Below are 21,739 nucleotides of genomic sequence, written 5' to 3'. Positions count from 1 at the left end.
AAACCGATTATTGAAGGGTGTTTGCAAAAAGATAGAAAACAAAGATGGACAGCACAACAGGTTTTAAATGCCTTACAACCTGTGGGATGGAATTCTCCCCCGTCACCTCCACCAGCACCGGCAGCAGTCAAAAAGCCTGTTTCACCAATACCCCTAATTGCTTCACCTACTCCATTTACCGAAAAAATATCCAACGGAGTCACACTGGAGATGGTGAGCTTACCAGCAGGTCAATTTCTCATGGGAGCTCCTGACAGTGATCCCGATGCTTGGGATGCTGAAAAGCCTCAACACCCAGTTAAAGTCAACAGTTTTGCGATTGGGAAATATCCAGTGACTCAGGCACAATATCAAGCGGTAATGGGAACAAATCCCTCTGAGTTTAAAAACAATCCGCAAAATCCGGTAGAACAGGTTAGTTGGAATGATGCTCAAGCTTTTTGTAAGAAATTGAGTCAAATAACCGGGAAAACCTATCGCCTACCGACGGAAGCGGAATGGGAATATGCTTGTCGTGCGGGGACTACTACTCGCTATTATTTCGGTGATGATGCTAATCAGTTAGGAGATTACGCTTGGTATGACGGAAATTCTCAGGATAAAACTCATCCTGTGGGCCAGAAAAAGCCCAATGCTTGGGGACTTTATGACATGAGTGGCAATGTTTGGGAATGGTGCGAAGACAATTGGCATGATAGCTATGAGAATGCGCCAAGGGATGGCAGCGCTTGGCTGACAAATGATAATGATTATCCAATACTGCGGGGCGGTTCTTGGTACTGCTATCCATCTGCCTGCCGTTCCGCTTACCGCCTCAGCGACGGCCTCCGCCGCAGCGACCACTACGGCGGCCTCGGTTTTCGGGTGGTGTGCGGTGCTGGGAGGACTCTGTAACCCTTTTTCCCTTTTTTTCCCTTTTTACCCTCATTCCCTATTTTTCAATTTTTCTCTTTTTCCCGCCCCTAGGCGGGTCGATTTTTTTTTTGAGAAAATTGAGGTGGCATGAGTAGAAAAGGGGTTTCTCGGAGAAACCGGTTTTCTGTGGGTTACTCAACGGATTTAGGATAGTATTGGTGGAAGTCCTCGATTTACCTGATCAAATCATTCAACAGTCCCAAGGAGCTATGGATATTCGTCACCTAGGTTCTTTGGAGTCCTCCCGTCTCCCGTCTCCTATTGTAAAGTTTTGTGAATTTTTCTGGGAATAGGGCGTTTTGTAAAAATAGATACAGAATTGTATGTTATATATATTAGTGGGTGATTAAAAAAGTTCTAAACACTATTTGCAGCTCGGAGGAAATGATTATGTCCACAGAACAACAAGCTCGTGCCTTAATGATGCGTCACCACCACGCCGTCAAAAATCGTCAACAATCGATGTTAGGCAGAAGTGCTTCTGAAATCGGTATTGACAATGACAATGGCCACGGGGAAACCGTTCAACGTCGCTTCTCGGCCGACTTCTCTTCCTAAACTTATGATCGCTCTGGTGCTACTCTGAGTTAGGCTCTGAGATTTCGCCAAAGTGTACGCTTTCAATCTTAGAATTAAGTGAACAATCAGCCCACACAAACCGAGATCGGAAGGTGTGGGCTTTCGGTTTTTAGAGATAGGGGTCAGTCTTGGGCCGATTACGGGATTTCATCGGGATTTATGCCTAATTGCCGTAATTGTGCCGCTAAACGTTCCGCGCGTTGACGTTCGCTTTCGGCCTGTTGAGAGGCATCCCTGGCCCGTTGACGTTCGCTTTCGGCCTGTTGAGAGGCATCCCTGGCCCGTTGACGTTCGATTTCGGCCTGTTGAGAGGCAGCCCTGGCCCGTTGACGTTCGATTTCAGCATTCTGACGTTCGATTTCAGCGTTCTGACGTTCGATTTCAGCGTTCTGACGTTCAATTTCAGCATTCTGACGTTCGATTTCAGCGTTCTGACGTTCGATTTCGGCTAATTCCGCAGGTAGGAGGATTAAATTGCCATCTAGGTCATAAAAACGCAGCCAAGGAGCTTCTTCTCGTTGGATGCTGCCCATCCAGACTCCTAACCATAATCCCAAACGTTGACACCATAACCAACCGCGATGGTCGGGAATAATTTTTTGATAGCATTGATTTTGGTCTAAAGCCCAACCTTGCAGGGAAGTGGCATCAAAGGGATTATAAACAAAGTATTGGGAACAGCGAAAAGTCCGCTCATAGAGGTCTTTTTTGGTAGTTAAATCGATTTTTGCGGTGCTTTCTGACATTAATTCCACGATCACATCGGGATAACGTCCGTTTTCGTTCCAAACCACCCATCCTTGTCGTTTATAACTACCATCGATATCGAGGACAACGAAAAAATCGGGGCCGCGAAAATCTTTATTAAAAACCCGCTCACGGCTAAAGTAAATAAACATATTACCGCCAACAAAAAAGTCCTCTCGATCCTGATAGGCTTGTTCGATAGAATCGATTAACACATTCATGGCCTTGCGGTGACGGTAGGTTTCCAAAGGTTCTCCATCATCAAAAATCAAGTCTTCCGGGGGAATGGGAGGTTCTTCCCAATCGATAACTGGAGGAGTGAGGGGTTGAGTCATCGGGGTTACGTCCGGGATAGAGATGGTTTTATTTTATTTGTAAGACGAGGCGATATTTAGGTTGTCCGGTTCGCAATTTTTCCATGGCTTCATTCACCCGGGAGATAGGATAGGTTTCTGTGACTGGTTCAATGCCATGGCGAGAGGCAAATTCAATCATTTTACTGACGGTACTGGGACTACCCAAAGGACTGCCGGAAATCGATTTTTGACCCATAATCAAGGGAAAAGCGTAGGTAGCCATGGGTTCAAGAACAGCGCCAACAATATGCAGACGACCTTTGGGACGTAAACAGGCGATATAAAGACCCCAATCGAGATTAACGTTAACGGTGGAGATGATGAAATCAAAGTAATTTTGTACCGATTGCAAAGCCTCTGGGTCTCTGGAATTGATAAAATGAGTCGCTCCTAGTTCTTTTGCTTCCGTTTCTTTGTCGGGACTACTGGAAAAAGCGGTTACTTCGCAGCCCCAAGCTTTGAGGAATTTTAAGGCTATATGGCCCAATCCACCAATACCAATGACACCAACTCGGGCCGTGGGTTTAATATTAAATTGGACAATGGGATTAAAGACGGTAATGCCACCACAGAAAAGCGGGCCAGCTTTGGCAGCATCTAACTGGTTCGGCAATGGAACTAACCAACTATGATGGGCCCGGACTCTTTCGGCAAAACCGCCATGGCGACCGACGATAGTTCCTTCGGCAGTAGCACAAAGGTTTTGATCCCCTGACATACAGGTTTCACAGGTGGAACAGGAACGGGAAAACCAACCCAGACCGACTCTTTGCCCTAATTTTAACTCTTTGACTTTAGCACCAAGAGCGGCGATCGTGCCGACCACTTCATGGCCAGGGACAAAGGGATAGGTGGTCAGTCCCCAATCGTTATCGAGCATACTTAGGTCACTGTGGCAGATGCCGCAATATTCCACCGCGATTTCTACATCTTCATCCCCTAATATACCCGGATCGTAGTCAAAAGGCTCTAGTTTTCCGCCTTTTTCTCGGGCAGCATAGGCTCTAATCATGATTAAGTCCTCTAGGATCAGTTTATTGGTTATTTTATCCTAAGTTTATCTGAGTATGGCTTGTCCTCAATCCTGTTTACAAGGTATGGAAAAGTGGGAAGTAGGGAGAAGGGAACGGATTTGATCTGGTCAGCGATCGCCAAATAGTCAAAAGCGTGATTTTTTGATACTACAAAGAATAGGAAGCGGAAGCATCAGCAAAATCACTGGTTTTGGGTTACTCTTGATATATAGTCCACTACACCAATCTGGTCAGGCTTGCGGACTTTACCGACGAGTTTTGTTAGCCTCGCAGGAAAACTACCAGCTTTCAACCGGGGCAAGATTAGACGAGGTAAAAAGCCCGCTTCTAATTTGGGGATAATTTTTGTCAGCGATTGTATCCTATTAACTATCATTATTATTAGAGCGTCATGGGAAAAGTCATCGGCATCGACTTAGGGACAACCAACAGTTGCATTGCCGTACTCGAGGGAGGTCAGCCGATTATAGTTCCTAACTCGGAAGGGGGAAGGACAACTCCTAGTATCGTGGGATTCGGCAAGGGCCAGCGCCTAGTGGGACAACTGGCCAAACGTCAGGCGGTCACTAATGCCGAAAATACCGTCTATAGCATCAAACGCTTTATCGGTAGGCGTTGGCAAGATACCGAGACCGAAAGGGGACGAGTTGCCTATCATTGCCAACGCGGTCGCGATGATACTGTCAATATCAAAATTCGCGATCGGGAATTTACCCCCCAAGAAATTTCGTCCATGATCCTGCAAAAATTAAAGGCCGATGCCGAGGCCTATCTGGGAGAAGCGATTAACGAGGCCGTGATTACAGTTCCCGCCTATTTTACCGATGCCCAACGTCAAGCCACTAAAGACGCGGGGATGATTGCAGGACTAGAAGTATTAAGAATTATTAACGAACCCACCGCCGCCGCCCTAGCTTACGGTTTAGATAAACAAAACGAAGATCAACATATCCTCGTTTTTGACCTAGGGGGAGGAACCTTCGACGTTTCCATCCTGCGACTGGGGAAGGGGGTCTTTGAAGTGAAAGCCACGGCCGGCAATAACCATCTTGGGGGGGACGATTTTGATAATCTCTTAGTGCGGTGGTTGGTGGAGAACTTTCAAAGCCAAGAAAACATCGATCTGTCCAGCGATCGCATGGCGATCCAAAGACTGCGAGAAGCCGCCGAAAAAGCCAAAATCGAGCTTTCTAGCATGATTAGCACCTCGATCAATCTCCCCTTCATCGCCGCCGACGAAACTAGCCCTAAACACCTAGAATTGGAACTAACTCGCGCTAAATTCGAGGAATTAACCAGGGAATTAGTGGAAAAAACCCTCGGACCCGTACAACAGTCCCTCAAAGATAGCGAACTGCAGCCTAGCGATATCGATCGTGTTGTTCTCGTTGGTGGTTCCACCAGAATGCCCGCCGTACAGCAATTAATCTCCCGTTTCTTTTCTACCAGCCAGATCGATCGCTCTGTTAACCCCGATGAGGCCGTTGCTTTGGGGGCAGCCATTCAAGCCGGAGTTTTAGGTGGAGAAGTAGAAGATATCCTCCTACTTGATGTCACCCCCCTTTCCCTCGGCATTGAAACCCTCGGCGAAGTCTTTACCAAAATTATCGATCGCAATACTACTATCCCCACCAGTAAATCTCAGGTTTTCTCCACCGCTGCCGATGGTCAAACTTCCGTGGAAATTCATGTTCTGCAAGGGGAAAGAACCATGGCCCGGGATAATAAAACCCTGGGTAAATTTCTCCTGACAGGAATTCCTCCCGCTCCTAGGGGGGTGCCACAAATCGAGGTGGCCTTTGAGATCGATGTTAACGGCATCTTGAAAGTGGCCGCCAGCGACCAAGGCACCGGCAAAGAACAAAGCATTTTAATTAGCCATACTGGAGGGCTGAAACCGAACGAAATTGAAAAAATGCGCCTAGAAGCCGAAAAATACGCCGAATCCGATCGCCGTCGTCTGCAAATGATCGATATTCGCCAGCAGTGCGATAGTCTTTTCTATAGCTACGAAGTCACCCTCAGGGAAAACAGTCAGTTAGTCGCCCCCGATATCCGGCAACTGGCCGACCAGAAGCGGCAACAGTTGGAAATCGCTCTGCGCGACCCCTCCCTATCCCCAGAAAAGCTAAAAACCACCTTGGCAGAATTTCGTCAGCTTGTCCTCGAAATCGGTACCCGCATCTACACGGGGAGACAAGAGCAAAACCAACCCCTTAACGGTGCTGGGTTTGAATCGATCGATGTCACCGAAAAACTGACTCGACCCACCCGCACCCGGGCTACTTCCTCGAATACCTTCACCAATAGGCCAACCCTCTCCCGCACTAGAACCAGAACCTATAGTAATCTGGAAACTAAATCCACCGAATTGGACAGTGATGATGATCCCTACGATGGCGAAGAAATCAGCACCAGTGACTATGAGGCCGTAGATTAAAAAGTGATCAGTAATCAGTAATCAGTAATCAGCTTTTTTCTCCCCTTCTCCCCACACCCCACACCCCACTTCCCACTTACCCACTTCCCACTTCCCAACCCCTCACCCCCAGCAAAAATAGTAGGGATAACCCAACTAAACTACTATGTATAGTTTGTTAAAGTAACAACTAGACTTAAACTTTATTTATAAATTGCCAGCAGAACCATAGCCCCCTATGCCCACTGATTACTACGAAATTCTAGGTGTCTCGCGAGATGCCGGCAAAGAAGACATCAAACGCGCCTATCGTCGTCTCGCCCGAAAATACCACCCCGATGTTAACAAAGAACCGGGAGCCGAAGAACACTTCAAAGAAATTAACCGCGCCTACGAAATTCTCTCGGAACCAGAAACCCGCAATCGTTATGACCGCTTTGGTGAGGCCGGGGTTTCTGGGGGCGCTGCCGGTTTTGATCCCGACAATATGGGCGGTTTCGCCGATATATTTGAGACAATCTTTAGTGGTTTTGGGGGTATGGGCGGCCAAACAACGGCCCGCCGACGCACAGGCCCTACCCGGGGCGAGGATCTACGTCTCGATTTTAAACTAAAATTCCGCGAGGCGGTCTTTGGCGGCGAAAAGGAAATCCGCATCCGTCATCTGGAAACCTGTCAAACCTGTAAAGGCAGTGGGGCCAGACCGGGGACTGGTTCTCGTACTTGTACTACTTGCAATGGTACTGGTCAGGTGCGTCGCGCCACCCGTACTCCCTTCGGTACTTTTGCTCAGGTTTCGGTCTGTCCCACCTGTGACGGTGCTGGAGAGGTGATCGAGGAAAAATGCGACGTTTGCGGCGGCTCCGGACGTAAACAGGAAACCAAAAAACTGAAAATTACCATCCCCGCAGGGGTTGACAACGGCATGAAGTTGCGCGTTGCCCGGGAAGGAGACGCAGGACTGAAAGGCGGGCCGCCGGGGGATTTATTCGTTTATCTAACCGTGGAAACAGATGCAGAATTTCAACGGGAAGGCAATGATATTAAATCGAATATCTCGATTAGTTATATCCAAGCGATTTTAGGATGTACTATTAAAGTTAATACGGTAGATGGCCAAGAAGACCTGATTATCCCAGCCGGTACTCAACCGAACAGCGTACTGATTTTAGAAAGTAAAGGGGTTCCCAAATTAGGCAATCCCGTCAGCCGCGGTGATCATCGTATTACCGTTAAAATCTCGATTCCTACCCGTGTCACTGGAGAAGAACGGGATTTACTGGAAAAATTGGCAAAAGTTCGCGGGGAAACCGTGGGGAAAGGCGGCATCGAGGGATTTTTAGGTAATATCTTCCATAAATAACTATGACTTTAGACCTGCGCGGCACTCCCTGCCCAATTAATTTTGTCCGGACAAAATTGCAATTAGAGAAAATGACCGCCGGGGAACGGTTGGAAGTCTGGTTAGATGCCGGGGAACCGATCGAACAGGTTCCCACTAGCCTGACAGTGGAGGGTTATCAGATAGAATCGATCGAGGACCGAGATAGCTTTTTTGTGCTCAAAGTCTATCGCCCCGATTCCTAAATGGTAGATGCACAATTAACCGATTTATACGGCACAGTGGTGGCTGTACAGGCGAATTTCTATCAGGTACGCTTGGATTCTGCCGTTATGGGCGAGAATCTTCTCTGTACCCGTCGCGCTCGCTTGCAAAAAATCGGTCAGTCGGTGATGGTTGGTGATCGGGTGCGCGTGGAGGAGGCCAATTTTGATGATCGGCAGGGTGCGATCGCAGAAGTTCTCCCCCGCAGTACCGAGATCGATCGGCCGGCCGTTGCCAATATCGAGCAGATTTTGCTAGTTTTTGCCCTTGCTGAACCCGTTCTCGATCCTTGGCTGATCAGTCGTTTTTTGGTGAAAGCGGAGTCCACAGGCTTAGAAATTGCGGTCTGTGTCAATAAAATTGATCTGGGGGAACCGGAACAAATAGAGATTTGGAGCGATCGCCTAGCTGGTTGGGGATACCGGCCTTTTTTTGTCAGTGTGGAGAAAAATCGGGGATTTGAGGCTTTATTGGCACAATTAAACCATAAAATCACTCTCTTGGCCGGTCCGTCCGGGGTGGGAAAATCGAGTTTAATTAATTGCCTAATTCCTGAGATTAATCAACGGGTGGGGGATGTGTCGGGAAAACTGCAAAAAGGTCGTCACACTACCCGTCATGTGGAGTTATTTGCTTTACCAAATCGGGGTTTATTGGCCGATAGTCCGGGTTTTAACCAACCGGATATTAACTGTTCACCGGAACAATTAACTTTTTATTTTCCGGAAGTGAGACAGCGTTTAGCTTTGGGAAATTGTCAATTTAATGATTGTACTCATCGTCGGGAACCTAACTGTGTGGTTAGGGGAGATTGGGAACGTTACCAACATTATTTAGAGTTTTTAGAAGAAGCGATCGCACGAGAACAGTCATTACAGAAAACTAGCACAAAAGAGTCAAGTTTAAAGTTAAAAATTAAAGAAGCAGGGCAAGAAACCTACGAACCCAAATTAGCTAATAAAAAATATCGTCGTCCTTCCCGTCGCGGCAAAAATCAAGATCAGGAACGCTACGAAAATAAAACTCTCCGAGATATTTATAATGATGATTCTGAATAGAATCGGTTAGGATACTTTTATCTTCAGGGTTAATTTATAAATACTTTCTAAAAATGAAAATTTAACAGCAATGACTGTATCTATGGGTTTTTATCTGAACTATTTTTGATTTTTATTCTCGCCCTTTTGCAATTAATTCAACTTATCTACGAACTAAATTTTTAAGAGTTCTAGAGTTGGCTATTTTCCATGTTCCCTCGTCATTTTCAAGATTATAGCGAACCAATAAGGTACTTAAACCACTATTCTTTTGATCAATTTTACCCTGACTGTTATAGAGGGTTCTTTCTTCAGTAACCACCACATCCACTGTAGCTTGATCGCCAGAGGTTGTAAAATTATTAACTGAATCTATTCTCTGAACTCCATAGATATAATAAGCGCCATTATTAGCTAACCATTCGGAAGAACTTTCTTGACCATCAGAGCTTTTTATTTTGTCATTATAAGCTTTACCTGTAAGTAATTCTTCTCCTAAATAGGTTTGATAGGAAGGACCGAAAATATCTCTTTTTGCCTTTAACCAGCGCTCGATTAAATTCACCGCTTCTGAACGAGAAATAGAGTTAACTGTCTGTTGAGGAACAGGTGAATAGACGGGTTCAGGACTGGGGGAATAGACAGCTTCAGGACTGGGTGAGGTATCGATGACACCTTGGGTGATTTTAACTTGATTAAAGTATTTAATTAGTTGCCTTTGTAAATCTTGAGCGCGATTTAAGTCACTAAAAGTTGCTACCTGAATATTACCATCATTAACAAAAGCATCGCTACAAAAGTTATTTTTAACTCTCTCTAAACTATCCTCATCAGTTACTACAACTTTATAGTAAGTATCGGTGATATTCTCATCTCCACAGACAGGTTTAGGAAACTCATTATTAATGGTAATATCTGAGTCTTGATTCTCTGGGGAAGGTGACGGAGAAATTGATTTATCTCCAGAAGAATTTGAGAGATAATGACTTAAGACAAAACCACCTAAAATGCCAGTACCGATCATACTCCCTATAATTATCGCTTTCACCCATTCAGGTAAAGTGCGGGGATTAGAAACAGGTTTTGAAGTTACAGGAGAAATTACTTGAGTAGGAGCGGGAGTAGGAGCAGGAACAACGATATTTGTTGCTACAATTGATGGGGTATTTTGTAGCGCTTCTAACATCTCTTTTGCGGTTAAATAACGTTCGTTAGAGCGCAGTGAAATAGTTTTATCTAGCACGGCTGCTAAACTGATATTAGTATTTAAAGCGAACTGCCGCCAATAAATTTTTCCTGTCATCGGATCGCTCTCTAACATTTCAGGAGTTTTGCCGGTTAGTAGATAAATAGCCGTCAATCCTAAAGCGTAGAGATCACTACTATAAACCGGACGACCGATCGCCTGTTCTGATGGCATAAAACCCGGAGTACCGATAACAATAGAATTAAGAGAATGGCCCGAATTAGAAACCACCGTTCCCATAGTTTCTTTAACCGCACCAAAATCAATTAGGATCGGTAAATTATCATAAATCCGTAGAATGATATTATCGGGTTTTATATCTCGATGGATAATTTTTTGTCCGTGAACATAAATTAAAACCTGTAGAATACTAACTAAAATCTCTTTGACTTGATCATCGCTAAAAACTCCTTTACTCTGTATTCTTTGGCTGAGAGTTTCCCCCTCGATAAATTCCTCGACTAAATAAAATTGATTATTTTCCTCAAAATAAGCGTACAGTTTGGGAATTTGAGGACTATTTTCGCTCAATTTTTCTAGGATAGCCGCTTCTCGCTCAAATCTTTCTTTGACAAGATTGTGAACCTGGGGATTATCATTAATCGGTTTTAGCTGTTTAATCAGACAGAGACGTTTTGAAGGCATTTGGCTATCTTCTGCCAAAAAAGTCTCTCCGAAACCACCATCGGCAATTAATCGCAGGACTTTGTAACGATTTTGTAGAATTAAATCCGTCATGGGGAAACATTACCGTTTACTTAACAATCTTCACCGATAACTAATAACTGAGGTGATGGTAGGGCAAATCAGATAAAGAGGGTATTTAATTGGCCATTTATTTTGATAATCTAAATCCATCTAGACCACAAATGTTGCATCCTGTAATAAAATTTAACATTTAGCGGTAGAAACATCCCATTTCGACAACATTTGTTAACATTTTATGACTTTATCTATCTAGTGTAAAAAGCTGATTTCTTGACACACATAAGCTAGAAGATAGCGCAGTTTATCAATGAACTTTTTCCCTAATTTTTGGCAACTTTTGCTAATTTAAGACTAGATAAGAACTCTTGTAAAAATCGGGTTAAAAGTTGATCGAAAGCTGTGAGGATATCTTTTGTTAATTCAAAAACACCTGTTTTGATATCAATGGCTACAATAGAATGAATGAATGGTTTAGTTTTTGGAAGTCCTTTATACCTTAATCGAACTAGGTTCATCGACGGCTGCGATAATGCGATGACAACCGGAAAAGGGTTGCGCCCATTGATACTGGTGTTCTAAAGGATTACCCCAACAGAGGCCGAGATATAATTCTGTACGCGCCACATCTAACTCCGCCCATTCGGACTGGGCGACTAATTCAGCTAGAGAATCGGCAGAAATGGGAGGACGGGAGTTAAGCGCCCACCAAAAATTCATATTAGGGGTGATACTGTTCCAAAACTCTAAAACGGAAGCTTTGGCAGCCATGAGAATTTCCTTGTCACCCGCGACGGGAACTAATTGATTATGAATTTCGGGATAACGAAGAGTGCGATCGCCCCATTGACAAACACGCCAGATAATGCCCGAAACCTGATATTTTTGTTGATAATCGTGAACTTGACGGCGAAAATCCTGATAGGCGAAGACTTTGCCCACCTTTTCTAGATTGATCGCCTTGGCAATCACCGGATTATCAATGCGCTCCGCCGGAGAGAGTAACAGACGTTCCCCTTTGCAAGTGGCGTGCATTTCTCGATCGAGGATTTCAATTAACTGCTGTGTCGAGTAAGCCATACTACCGCTCTTACCTGAGAGAGGATTTCTTTTTATAATAAACTCGAATTTCCGTAGTGGAAAGGCTCGATCGCTAGAAAATTGTCATTCATCGGACATATCGGCAGCATACCCCTTAATACTTATGGGCGAAAAAACCCCTCAAAACACCTGTCAGGGAGAGAAGACAGTCTAACTGCTCGGTTTTACATCGGTTACTTTTTTTCTGGTCCAGATGGTGAGAATTGTCAGGAAAAGTCAACCCATCACTCCCCCTCAAGGATTTTTATCAATTCCAGTTAATCGATCAAAAACAGTACAAGTGTATTTAATTAACTGGCCGACGTTTAATTTATCGTACTATTCCCCTGTTCTATTTCTCCCAGTCTTATTAAAATTTCTGATTGATCTGGGTGATTTCTAATTTTATTGATCTCTTCATAAGTAACCTCCATAATATCAAATAATAACCATATTAATATTTCTCTCTTCTTATTCTCGTCACTAAAATTTCCCCCGATGATAGCGTTTAATCTTCCTTGATATTTCTCTTGCGTTTCTTTCAGGGTAAATCTACTGATTAATTCTTGGATGTATTCCTGAAGAGTAACTATTTGAAAACAATTAAATCTAGGCTTGATAGAATTATATAGGCTGGTTCTCTTCTTTAGCAGTTTCGTATCTAAAGGCTTAATAATAGATATTTGAAATCCTTGGTACAACTCTAATAGCTTTTTGATCAGACTGGAGACAGGATTAATTGTCGATAGGCTAAATCCACCCGTTACTTGGTCGATTTGTTCTAAATTAGGGTTTAAGGAACTAATAATAAAACCGAAGACCAGAGCAATGATTAAACCAACATATACATTATCCTCGATTGAGCTTAATAGAGAAAATATAAATTGAATAAAAAGGTATAAGAGTATTGATATAAGAACTTTGAGAATTAATAACCTAACAAAAGTATTTAAAAAATCCTTTTTTAAATCGGGAAATAAATGACGAATCCTAAAAGCTGAGAAATAGCTACTTCCAGTTTCAACTGCTACTCCAATAATTATCGCAGTCACGACAAAAGGCCACCGATCTTCTCCCAGAAGTTTCCGTATTTCGCTGAAAAGATCGGTGGCAGCAGTTGTCTGAGAATCTACCAAAAATAGGTAATGGGTGAATGAACTGAAAAAAGGAAACTTGTCTAATTCCGTTAGAACCTGACTACAAAATACCATTTACCCTCAGCCAACGAGTTTTCCAAGTGGGAGTAAAGATTTTGTAGCTTTCTTCTTCATTGACTTTGATATAGCCTTTGTCCGCTAGTTTTTCTAATTTATCTTGTAAGTCAGCTTCTCCAATTCTATCTGTTTCAATTTCAAAGCTCAAGGCAGTGGCAGCCCTAACTTTGAGTAAATCAGATAAAAGAGACTTCTCCGCGGAGGTTAAATAATTGTCAGACTTAGCTGAAGTCCCAGAATCACCCTTGTCTTTGGACTTAGAAGGAAATATGTCAAGCATTCTGTTTTGTGTAGTTTATAAATACACTTCGACCAGTACATCTTGATCCTCAGTCATGACTCTCTGAGTTCATGACTGAGAATGACTGAGATATGTCTGAGTTTTTTGCGATAAAATAGAGATTGCGTCGATTGATGGAAGTTTATGGGGCGATCGCTTAAAGTAAAATCAGAATATATCCCTAGAGTCAAACAAGCAGTTAAACTCAATGGTTACGCAAGTCAAGAGCTGCTTGCTGAGGAGTTAGGATTCGCAAGATCGACTATTAGCCGTTTTCTTAACGGTAAATCGATTAGTAATCTCAATTTTTTTGAAATTTGTCAAAAATTAGGCCTTGATTATCGAGAAATCGCTGACTGGGATAAGTTGGAGGAAACACCGGCTGCCACGTCTGAGGATGAGGGAGAAAACCGGGCTGCGGATTTTTCCAAGTATGTTGAACGTCCTCCAGTGGAACAGCTTTGTCTGGAGACGGTGAGTCAAGCAGGTTCATTATTGCGGATTAAATCAGCCAAGGGGATGGGTAAAACCCTATTAGTCGATAGAATTTTGAGTCAAGTTGACAAAAGACAGTATAAAACCGTCAGTTTGAGTTTTTTACAAGCAAGTAAAGGAATTCTCGGCGATTTAGACCGATTGCTCTCTTGGTTTGCTTTGATTATTTCCAAGAAATTAGGGTTAGCAGCTCTCTTTCAGGAAAAATGGCAAGAAGGATTAGGACTTTATAGCTGTACTGCCTATTTTGAAGACCATTTGCTCAAAAAGCTGGATAAACCCCTAATTTTAGTTTTAGAGGAGATAGATAGTCTCTTTACCTATACCAGCGTTGCTGACGATTTCCTTAGTTTATTTCGTCTTTGGCATGAGGAGGCAAAAAATAATAATACTTGGCAAAAGTTACACTTAATTATCACCTACTCCACAGAAAATTATGTTCCTGTTGACCTGAATAAATCTCCTTTGAATGTTGTAGGAACAGAAATACTGTTACCTGATTTTACTCTAGAACAGGTCTTGACTCTAGCCAATAAATATCAGGCTAACTTGGGAAAAGATGAACTGCAAAAAATAATTAATCTTGTCGGGGGACATCCCTATTTAATCCAAAAAGCGATTTATGGGATTACCCAAAAACAACTGTCTTTAGCAGATTTTTTAGAGACAGCAGCCACGGAAGCGGGGATTTATGGGGATCATTTGCGAGGACATTTGCTAAACTTACAAGAACATCCAAACCTAGCAGCAGGAATGAAAAAGGTTGTAGAGTCCTCTTCTCCCGTTGATTTAGGTGCAACAATTAATTGGCAACTTCATAGTTTAGGATTAGTAACCTTTGTGCAGAATGCTGTTCAACCCCGTTATCCACTATACAGCGACTATTTTAGGTATCGCCTATCCTCCTAAAATCCAATATATTGAGTTAAACTGTTGTACATCTAAATCTAATATTCGTTTTCACCTGTTCCCCGTTCCCCCATCGAACCCAGAACTTTAAATGCGGACTAGCTTAGGGACAGATAACCTTTGATTAAATTATTCATCGAACTTAACCAATCAGACAAATTGCTAATTTTAATGCTATGGCGACCAATTTTTATTATGTTGGAGGCAGCGTCCCCCTAGATGCACCTAGTTATATCAAGCGGGAAGCAGATGATATATTTTATAACTATCTAAAAAATGGACAGTATTGCTATGTGTTAAATTCCCGTCAGATGGGAAAATCAAGTTTGTGGGTACAGACACAAAAACGACTGAAAGAGGATAATATTGATTGTGCTACCATTGATTTGAGTGGTATAGGAAAAAACATCTCCGAAGATATTTGGTATCGAGTATTATTTGAGCAACTGGTTAAACGCTTCAATCTTTCTATTCGGGGAAAAGAGCAAACTTGGTGGGATGAACGAGCCTATAAATCAGCTATTAATCGTCTTGATGAATTTGTTGAAGAAATTCTCTTAAAGGAGGTATCCCGACCTATTGTTATCTGTTTCGATGAAATTGATAGCGTTCTGAGTTTAAATTTTTCCACAGATGATTTCTTTGCTTGGCTGCGTAGCTGTCATGAAAAACGTCCTTATAATAGGGATTACCAACGTCTAAGCTTTTGTATGTTGGGGGTATCGGCAGTTTATAACTTTATTCTAGATAATAATCGTAGTCCTTTTAATATTGGTCAAGATATTCGATTATCTGGATTTACTATAAAGGATGCCAGAAAACTTGCCGAGGGATTGCAGGACAAAGTTATCGCACCGCAACGGGTTTTAGAGGAGGTTATAGAATGGACAGGTGGACAACCATTTTTAACTCAAAAAATTTGTAATTTAATCTCCACATCTCGCCCTGAATTTGGCAAGGAATCCCCAGCAAACCCGATTAATGTCGGCGATTTTATCCAGTCGCAAGTAATTAGTAACTGGGTATCTCAAGATAGTCCAGAACACCTAAAAACTGTTCAGAATCGTTTATTAAATAAGCGTGTCACGGGTAGAAGAATGCTGAAGCTTTACCTAGAAATTTTAAAAAATGGTGAAATTACCGATGATGGTAGTCGCGATCAAATAGAATTACGCTTAACGGGATTGGTAGTTCAAGACCGACAAAAGTTAAAAGTTTATAATAAGATTTATAGAAATGTTTTTAATGAAAATTGGGTGACAACGGAATTAAATAAAATCCCTGCATACTACGAAAAAGTAGATCAACTAGATAAAATACTATTAAGGACTGAATTTGATGAGAATCAAAGAGCAGCTTTAATTGAGGAAATTCCAGCTTGGACAGGTGGTAACTGGGAGTTAACGATAATAGTTATCCTTTTGCTAATCGACAATAAAAATGAGTTACGAGAAGGACAAGAAAAACCAAAAATTGAACAATTGATTCAGAAAAATATTGTAGAAAATTGGTTACAAAATAAAGCAGCAGACCATCTCCAGAAAATACAAAACAGTCTCTTAACTCCTGATAAAAATGTTAGGTCAAGATTAGAAATCTATCAAGAAATTTTGCAGCAGGGGGGAGTCTTTGCTGATAACAAACCAGAAAAATTGGCACTTCAGCAAGCAGAATTAGTGATTAAAAATGATGAGTATCTAGAAGTGACCAATCGAATTTATCAAGAGGTATTTAATATTCAATGGGTTAAACAAGAATTAGAAAAATTAGTTAAGGAGGAGGATTCTACCTTTTCGTCGGTACTATTACTACTTGGTACGTTTATTATTTTGTCCTTATTATCATTGCTACCACAAAGAACTCCCGATAAGGAACCCTCACCTAGTATTCCAGAAATTTGTACTAAACGAGATTTTAATATTAGCTTAGAAAAGAATATTCAACAACTGCAAGACTTGCAAAAGCAACAAGGTGATCAGTTTTATTACAAGTGTGGGACTCAATTAAATGAATTAAGGTTAATTCAGCAAGCAATAGGACTAGCTGTCGATAATTTTGTCGCTGATGTGCCGGGTAGAGAAGGTGCTTTTGAAATTTTGTGCAAAATCCCCCCAACTTCTGATAACTTTAAAGAAGCTCAATTTTGGGCAAAACGTTGGTATAATGACAGAGCTTGGAAATCGGATATCGATCGAGCTTTGCAAGATAATCTAGATTGTCAAAAACTTATTGAATAAACATCAATTTTTTAATTACTAAATACTCCATTACCACCCGTTAATTCCTCGGATAATGATACTCGGATTCCTTCCCCTCCCCGTGACCAAAATAAAAAGAATAGGTCAGAAACATTGAAGGATTGACTCCTGACAACAGGAGAGGAATTAACCTGTGGGTTCTTTTGACGTAAAACAATTACTTGCATATAGTAGAGGAGATTGCCAATCATTAGCCAGAGAATTAAACTAAAAATAACCCATCAAAAATTGAAATCGGCTATAACTCTCATGGGCAATTTCCCCTTTATAGTAATTGATTTAATCCCCTATCGTTCACTCAAAACTGCCTTTTTTCTTGTCCAGATAGCGAGAATTGTCAGGAAAAGTAAACCCATCACTCCCGCTAAAGGATTTTTATCGATTCCAGTTAACCAATCGGGAACAGTACCAGTGTATTTAATTAACTGACCCACATTTAATATATAGTATGCCCAGACTAAACCCGCGTGCAGACCGATACTTTTACCCAAATTACCACCACAGGCGCGTTTTGCCCAACCGAGAATCAATCCTAGCAAGACTAAGGCAGGAAATTGGGGAAAAGTGCGGATAATTTCGGCTAAAGGTTTAATAAAGTGAGCAAGAGCGAAAATTAAGGCACTAATCACTAGAGCGATAGCGGGACGATAATCCTTTTCCAATTCTCCCAGTAACCAGCCCCGAAATAGCAATTCTTCCGCAAAACCCACCGCTAAAGCGACTAAAAACCCCTCCAGGATGATTTTGCTGATTTGGGGATTTGCGGGTAAGAAATTTAACCAACCTAGGAACCCTTGGGACAGAAAAAGCGAGAAAGTGAAAAATAGACCGATCTCTAACCCGTTAATTAACTTGATCAGCGTTTTTCTTCGCCAAATCAACCCATAATCGGCTAATCCCTCATCACCATAAATTGTCCGTCCCCACCAATGGGATAACCCCAAAAATTCCAGATAGAGAACAGAAAGGGTCAAAATTGAGACAAGATTGGCATTAGTGGCAAAAAAGTGATAGAGGGGAAGTGCGATCGGCAACCAGAGAAAAAGTAAGAGCAAAATAAAAATTCCCAGTCGCAGGGGGACTGGGTAAGTGGCAATTACCCGTAATCTTTTATTCATCGGGTTCGATGCTGCTGGTTAAACCTTTATTTTTCAAGGTTTCACAGTAAAACTCCGCGTGTTCTTGGATGCAGGTAATCACCAAGGCTGTACCATTCGTGTGCGCTTCCATCATGATATCAACTGCTTGGGGTTGCGTCATACCGGCGATCGTTTGCATTAAACTCTGAACCACATACTCCATCGAGTTAAAGTCGTCATTGTGGAGTAAAACGCGATAACGCGGTGCTGGTTTACGGATTGTCGCTGTGGAACGCTTTTCGATGACTTCTGTGGACACCGTGTCTCTCCTTTGAATCTATATCACAAATAAAGGTCAATTACTAATGATCATAATCAAAATTTCCAGATTGAGCTAGGCTTTTTCTGTGATCCGTGAGGGGTTGGGTGTTGGGGAGTGGGGGACAGCCACAGGAATGACATTTCTAGATGGATAGATCATAATTGAATTAATTGGCTAATTTAAGCTTATTTTCCCATGGCTACTGACGAATTACAAAATCTCGATAAAAATATTCAACGCTTAAAAGAACAATTAGCGGGAATCCGCGATGCGTGGACAGTTGCGCGTTCAGAAGATAAAGTTCTTTTGGAGCAACGCATAAACGATAAGCGCATAGAAATTAAAGAATTGGAACGAGAAAAATGGGATTTAGTCGCCAGCGAGAGTCAAGAAGCATCTTTTCCTGATGCCGAGGTAATGGTAGCAGAAATTGTCACAGAATTGACGGCAATTACCAAAGAACCACCCCTAGAACTTGCTTCTGCACAAATCTTAGAATTATTAAATCAAATTCTGGCTAAACTCAATCAACCAGAGCGATCGGCAGCAGCCAAATTAAAAGCGGCCATATCTACTATACCCCCTTTTGTTTCCCTGACCTACGAAGCGGAATTAGATACTGAGTCAACTTTTAAGCGTTATTTTCCCACATTTAATCGTGTGATCGCAGGAGTGAAAAATCGTCTAAAAAAGTAAGTATTCCCTCTATACCTAGTAATGTGGGCAAAAGTACGGTTAATTTTGTCGGGAGGGAAGATGAGTTAACCTTAATTCATCAGAAATTGCAAACAGAACAAGGGGTGATTGTTTGCGCGGTGGAAGGGTTAGGGGGAATAGGAAAAACCGCTTTAGCTTTGGAATATGCGAAACGATACCAACAGGAATACGCGGCACAATATTGGTTATCCTTGCGACTATCGGGTTTAGCAGAAGAAATAGTTAAATTAGCTGGTCCCTATCTATCTTTACCAGAAATATTGAAAAAAGAATCTTTAGAAACACAAGTGGACTGGTATTGGCAAAATTGGCTACCTCAGCAGGGAAAATTATTATTAATTCTCGATGATGTCCCCAATATCGACCGAATTCCCGATCGAATGTTACCAAAAGATTCTAGGATTAAGATATTAGTCACCACTAGGGAAAGGTGTCTTAGTACGGAATTTGAGTCTATAGCTTTAGATGTTTTACCCTTGGATAAATGTGTAGAATTATTAACCAAAATTGTTGGTACTGCTAAAGTTGAGCAAGAAAAAGCTTTAGTAGAACAGATTTGTCACGAAATTTTAGGACGCTTAACCTTAGCAGTGGAGTTAGTGGGGGAATATTTAGCGAAAAATCGTCATTTAAAGTTTAGCCATTTACGCGATAAATTAAATTTAGCTCATACTGCTTTAACTAAGGAAAGAAACCACAGAGATTATGGACATTTAGGGGTAGCATCCGCAATTAAAATCAGTTGGGATGATTTAAGTTCTGCTGTTCAAAAAGTGGCAATGCTGTTGAGTTTATTCGCACCGGTGGCTATTGCTTGGACGTTGCTAGAAGATACGGCAAAATCCACAGAAATTACCGAAAGCGAACTAGAAGAAGCGCGGGGACAATTGGATAATTCTCATCTGATGCAACCCGTGGATGAGGACTATTCTTTTTATCGGATTCATCCCCTCGTGAGAGAATTTTTTCAACAGCAATTACAGGCAATTCCTCAGATAAATTCTCTTTATCGATGCGCTTTTGTGGAAACTTTGTTAACCATTGCCGAAAATATCCCGCAAACCCCCACAAGGGAGATTATTGCAGCGGTAACTCCCGCAATTCCCCATCTGCAACTTGTCAGTCAAACCATGTTAGATGATATTCCCAACCCGGAAGATAATTTAATTCAGGTGTTTCTTGGGTTAGCTTTGTTTTATAAGGGACAGGGAGAATATAATTTAGCAGCAGTTACCTTAACAAAATGTTGTGAAGAAATCCAATCTCGCTTAGGAGAAAACCATCCCTATGTTGCTGACATTTTCAATAATTTAGCAGTGTTATATGAATTACAAGGCAAATACGCAGAAGGAGAACTGTTGTGTAAGCACTCCCTTTCTCTGATAAAACAGCGATTAGGAGAAAACAATCTCGATTTTGCTATTAGGCTCGATAATTTAGCGATATTATACCGCTGTCAAGGCAAATACGCAGAAGCAGAATCGTTGTATAAGCGCTCCCGTTCTCTGATAGAACAGCTATTAGGAGAAAACAATCTCTATTTTGCTAACATTCTCAATAATTTAGCAGAATTATACCTCAGTCAAGGCAGATACATAGAAGCGGAACCCTTATGTAAGAGATGCCTTTCTCTGATAGAACAGCTATTAGGAGAAAACAATCTCTATTTTGCTACCAGTCTCAATAATTTAGCAGGATTATACTGCTCCCAAGGCAGATACGCAGAAGCGGAACCCTTGTATAAGCGCTCCCTTTCTCTGATAGAACAGCTATTAGGAGAAAACAATCTCTATTTTGCTAACAGTCTCAATAATTTAGCACTATTATACAAATACCAAGGCAAATACGCAGAAGCAGAATCGTTGTATAAGCGCTCCCTTTCTCTGATAGAACAGCTATTAGAAGAAAACCATCCCGATGTTGCTACCAGTCTCAATAATTTAGCACTATTATACAAATACCAAGGCAGATACGCAGAAGCGGAACCGTTGTATGTGAGAGCTATTGCTATTTATCAAGAAAGATTAGGAGAAAATCATCCCCATACCCAAACAGTAAGGCAAAATTTTATGATTCTGTTGTCGCGATTATCCGATAAAGAATTATAGTAAAGATTTCCCGATGAGATAGTTAATCTCTTAAAAAGTATCAGGTAATTAAAAGATATATCCGTTAAATAGTGCTGGCTTAATATTAGTAAATTCTTGCTAGAAAGGAGTTTTAAACTGCCATTGAGGTTGATAGACTATCCCGCTTAACGCAATTTTTATTCAATCAGTTCACGCGATTGGTTTTCTGGGTTTTGATTGCCAGAAGGCATCTTTAGCAGAGGCGATAAGCTGACTAATTTAACAGCAAATGTCAATATTTATCTTTATCTAAGCAGATTTTAGAAAGTTTTTTTGTCGATGTTAATGTTAATTATCAGTAGTCGGAGATAAAATCTTGAGAAATGTCAATTATCACTATTCTTACTGACCCTCAATAAATTAGAATCAGATCATAAATGCGATCGCTTGCTCAATTCTCGATGATTAATCTGGAGGCTAAAATCAGCAACTGAGGCAATTAACCTTTTTCAAGCTACCGAGTTTAGGTGGTAGTCACTGATAACTGATAACTGGTAACTGATAACTGAAATGACTCGCTTTATTTGGGATAAATTTAGCAAAGACTTCCTAGAAACCCTTCTTTCTCCCTACGGTACAGTAGTTGTCAGCAAAGAAGTCACCTCAGAAATT

The 21,739-nt window shown here is 41.7% G+C and carries 19 protein-coding genes and 1 pseudogene; 11 read left to right on the top strand and 9 right to left on the bottom strand.

The genetic code is table 11. The annotated features are described in order from the left end of the window. Positions 1-894, top strand: an 894-nt coding sequence (locus tag H6G40_RS19440; protein WP_190538163.1) for a formylglycine-generating enzyme family protein, incomplete at its 5' end; no start/stop codon positions are given. Between the two features lie 411 nt (positions 895-1,305). Beyond that, on the top strand, positions 1,306-1,473 hold the full coding sequence (gene gifA / locus H6G40_RS19435; protein ID WP_002739262.1) for a glutamine synthetase inactivation factor IF7A: 168 nt from the start codon (positions 1,306-1,308) through the stop codon (positions 1,471-1,473). Positions 1,474-1,631: 158 nt separating this feature from the next. Here gifA and H6G40_RS19430 read toward each other — a convergent pair whose 3' ends face one another. Together H6G40_RS19430 and ahr are read right to left on the bottom strand one after the other, a co-directional pair. Then, entirely contained in the window at positions 1,632-2,576 is a 945-nt protein-coding gene (locus tag H6G40_RS19430) for a Uma2 family endonuclease (RefSeq protein ID WP_190538162.1), read from the bottom strand. Between the two features lie 28 nt (positions 2,577-2,604). Beyond that, positions 2,605-3,609, bottom strand: a complete 1,005-nt coding sequence (ahr, locus tag H6G40_RS19425; RefSeq protein ID WP_016516931.1) for an NADPH-dependent aldehyde reductase Ahr — start codon at positions 3,607-3,609, stop codon at positions 2,605-2,607. A gap of 413 nt (positions 3,610-4,022) precedes the next feature. Between ahr and dnaK the strand changes: the two genes are divergently transcribed. From dnaK to rsgA, 4 genes are all read left to right on the top strand, one after another. Next, on the top strand, positions 4,023-6,071 hold the full coding sequence (gene dnaK, locus H6G40_RS19420) for a molecular chaperone DnaK (protein ID WP_190538161.1): 2,049 nt from the start codon (positions 4,023-4,025) through the stop codon (positions 6,069-6,071). A gap of 217 nt (positions 6,072-6,288) precedes the next feature. Next, entirely contained in the window at positions 6,289-7,413 is a 1,125-nt protein-coding gene (gene dnaJ, locus H6G40_RS19415) for a molecular chaperone DnaJ (protein ID WP_002738619.1), read from the top strand. Positions 7,414-7,415: 2 nt separating this feature from the next. Further along, positions 7,416-7,637, top strand: a complete 222-nt coding sequence (locus H6G40_RS19410) for a sulfurtransferase TusA family protein (protein ID WP_002738399.1) — start codon at positions 7,416-7,418, stop codon at positions 7,635-7,637. After that, the gene (gene rsgA / locus H6G40_RS19405) at positions 7,638-8,714 is read left to right on the top strand and encodes a small ribosomal subunit biogenesis GTPase RsgA (protein WP_069474282.1); all 1,077 of its coding nucleotides are present in this window, start codon (positions 7,638-7,640) and stop codon (positions 8,712-8,714) included. It begins immediately after the preceding gene. A 142-nt stretch (positions 8,715-8,856) separates the two neighbouring features. On the opposite strand, the gene H6G40_RS19400 is transcribed toward rsgA, so the two are convergent. The 4 genes from H6G40_RS19400 to H6G40_RS19385 form a co-directional block, all read right to left on the bottom strand. Further along, positions 8,857-10,677, bottom strand: coding sequence for a protein kinase domain-containing protein (locus tag H6G40_RS19400; protein WP_069474283.1), 1,821 nt, complete (start codon positions 10,675-10,677; stop codon positions 8,857-8,859). Between the two features lie 459 nt (positions 10,678-11,136). Then, entirely contained in the window at positions 11,137-11,724 is a 588-nt protein-coding gene (locus tag H6G40_RS19395; protein ID WP_002739207.1) for a hypothetical protein, read from the bottom strand. Between the two features lie 326 nt (positions 11,725-12,050). After that, the gene (locus tag H6G40_RS19390) at positions 12,051-12,935 is read right to left on the bottom strand and encodes a hypothetical protein (protein WP_069474284.1); all 885 of its coding nucleotides are present in this window, start codon (positions 12,933-12,935) and stop codon (positions 12,051-12,053) included. Then, complete coding sequence (locus H6G40_RS19385) at positions 12,922-13,218, bottom strand: hypothetical protein (RefSeq protein WP_041804305.1); 297 nt, start codon at positions 13,216-13,218, stop codon at positions 12,922-12,924. Before H6G40_RS19385 ends, H6G40_RS19390 begins: the two co-directional genes overlap by 14 nt. A gap of 144 nt (positions 13,219-13,362) precedes the next feature. Here H6G40_RS19385 and H6G40_RS19380 point away from each other — a divergent pair, with 144 nt between their 5' ends. Beyond that, positions 13,363-14,622 carry an AAA-like domain-containing protein gene (locus tag H6G40_RS19380; protein ID WP_069474285.1) on the top strand — a complete coding sequence of 420 codons (1,260 nt, stop codon included), beginning with the start codon at positions 13,363-13,365 and terminating at the stop codon, positions 14,620-14,622. 176 nt (positions 14,623-14,798) lie between these two features. After that, positions 14,799-16,859 (top strand): AAA-like domain-containing protein, encoded by a 2,061-nt coding sequence (locus tag H6G40_RS19375; RefSeq protein WP_190538160.1) that lies wholly within the window; start codon positions 14,799-14,801, stop codon positions 16,857-16,859. Positions 16,860-16,870: 11 nt separating this feature from the next. Here H6G40_RS19375 and H6G40_RS19370 read toward each other — a convergent pair whose 3' ends face one another. The 3 genes from H6G40_RS19370 to clpS form a co-directional block, all read right to left on the bottom strand. After that, positions 16,871-17,071: a hypothetical protein gene (locus H6G40_RS19370; RefSeq protein WP_080601654.1), complete on the bottom strand. Its 201-nt coding sequence runs from the start codon at positions 17,069-17,071 to the stop codon at positions 16,871-16,873. A gap of 96 nt (positions 17,072-17,167) precedes the next feature. Beyond that, a complete protein-coding gene (locus tag H6G40_RS19365) occupies positions 17,168-17,998 on the bottom strand; it encodes a CPBP family intramembrane glutamic endopeptidase (protein ID WP_069474287.1) in 831 nt (276 codons plus the stop codon). Further along, entirely contained in the window at positions 17,991-18,278 is a 288-nt protein-coding gene (gene clpS / locus H6G40_RS19360; RefSeq protein WP_002738526.1) for an ATP-dependent Clp protease adapter ClpS, read from the bottom strand. The genes H6G40_RS19365 and clpS overlap by 8 nt, the downstream gene beginning before the upstream one ends. Positions 18,279-18,476: 198 nt before the next feature. Here clpS and H6G40_RS19355 point away from each other — a divergent pair, with 198 nt between their 5' ends. From H6G40_RS19355 to H6G40_RS24285, 3 genes and pseudogenes are all read left to right on the top strand, one after another. Next, positions 18,477-18,977, top strand: a complete 501-nt coding sequence (locus tag H6G40_RS19355) for a hypothetical protein (RefSeq protein ID WP_069474288.1) — start codon at positions 18,477-18,479, stop codon at positions 18,975-18,977. Between the two features lie 23 nt (positions 18,978-19,000). Then, a complete protein-coding gene (locus H6G40_RS24025) occupies positions 19,001-21,106 on the top strand; it encodes a tetratricopeptide repeat protein (RefSeq protein ID WP_190538159.1) in 2,106 nt (701 codons plus the stop codon). A 531-nt stretch (positions 21,107-21,637) separates the two neighbouring features. Continuing rightward, positions 21,638-21,739, top strand: a pseudogene (locus H6G40_RS24285) (DUF4351 domain-containing protein); the annotation flags it as partial.

Origin of the sequence: Microcystis viridis FACHB-1342, assembly GCF_014698335.1 — a bacterium.
Lineage (GTDB): Bacteria > Cyanobacteriota > Cyanobacteriia > Cyanobacteriales > Microcystaceae > Microcystis > Microcystis ichthyoblabe_A.
Note: the sequence above shows the minus strand (reverse complement) of the source record. Positions and strands in the feature narration are given on the sequence as shown.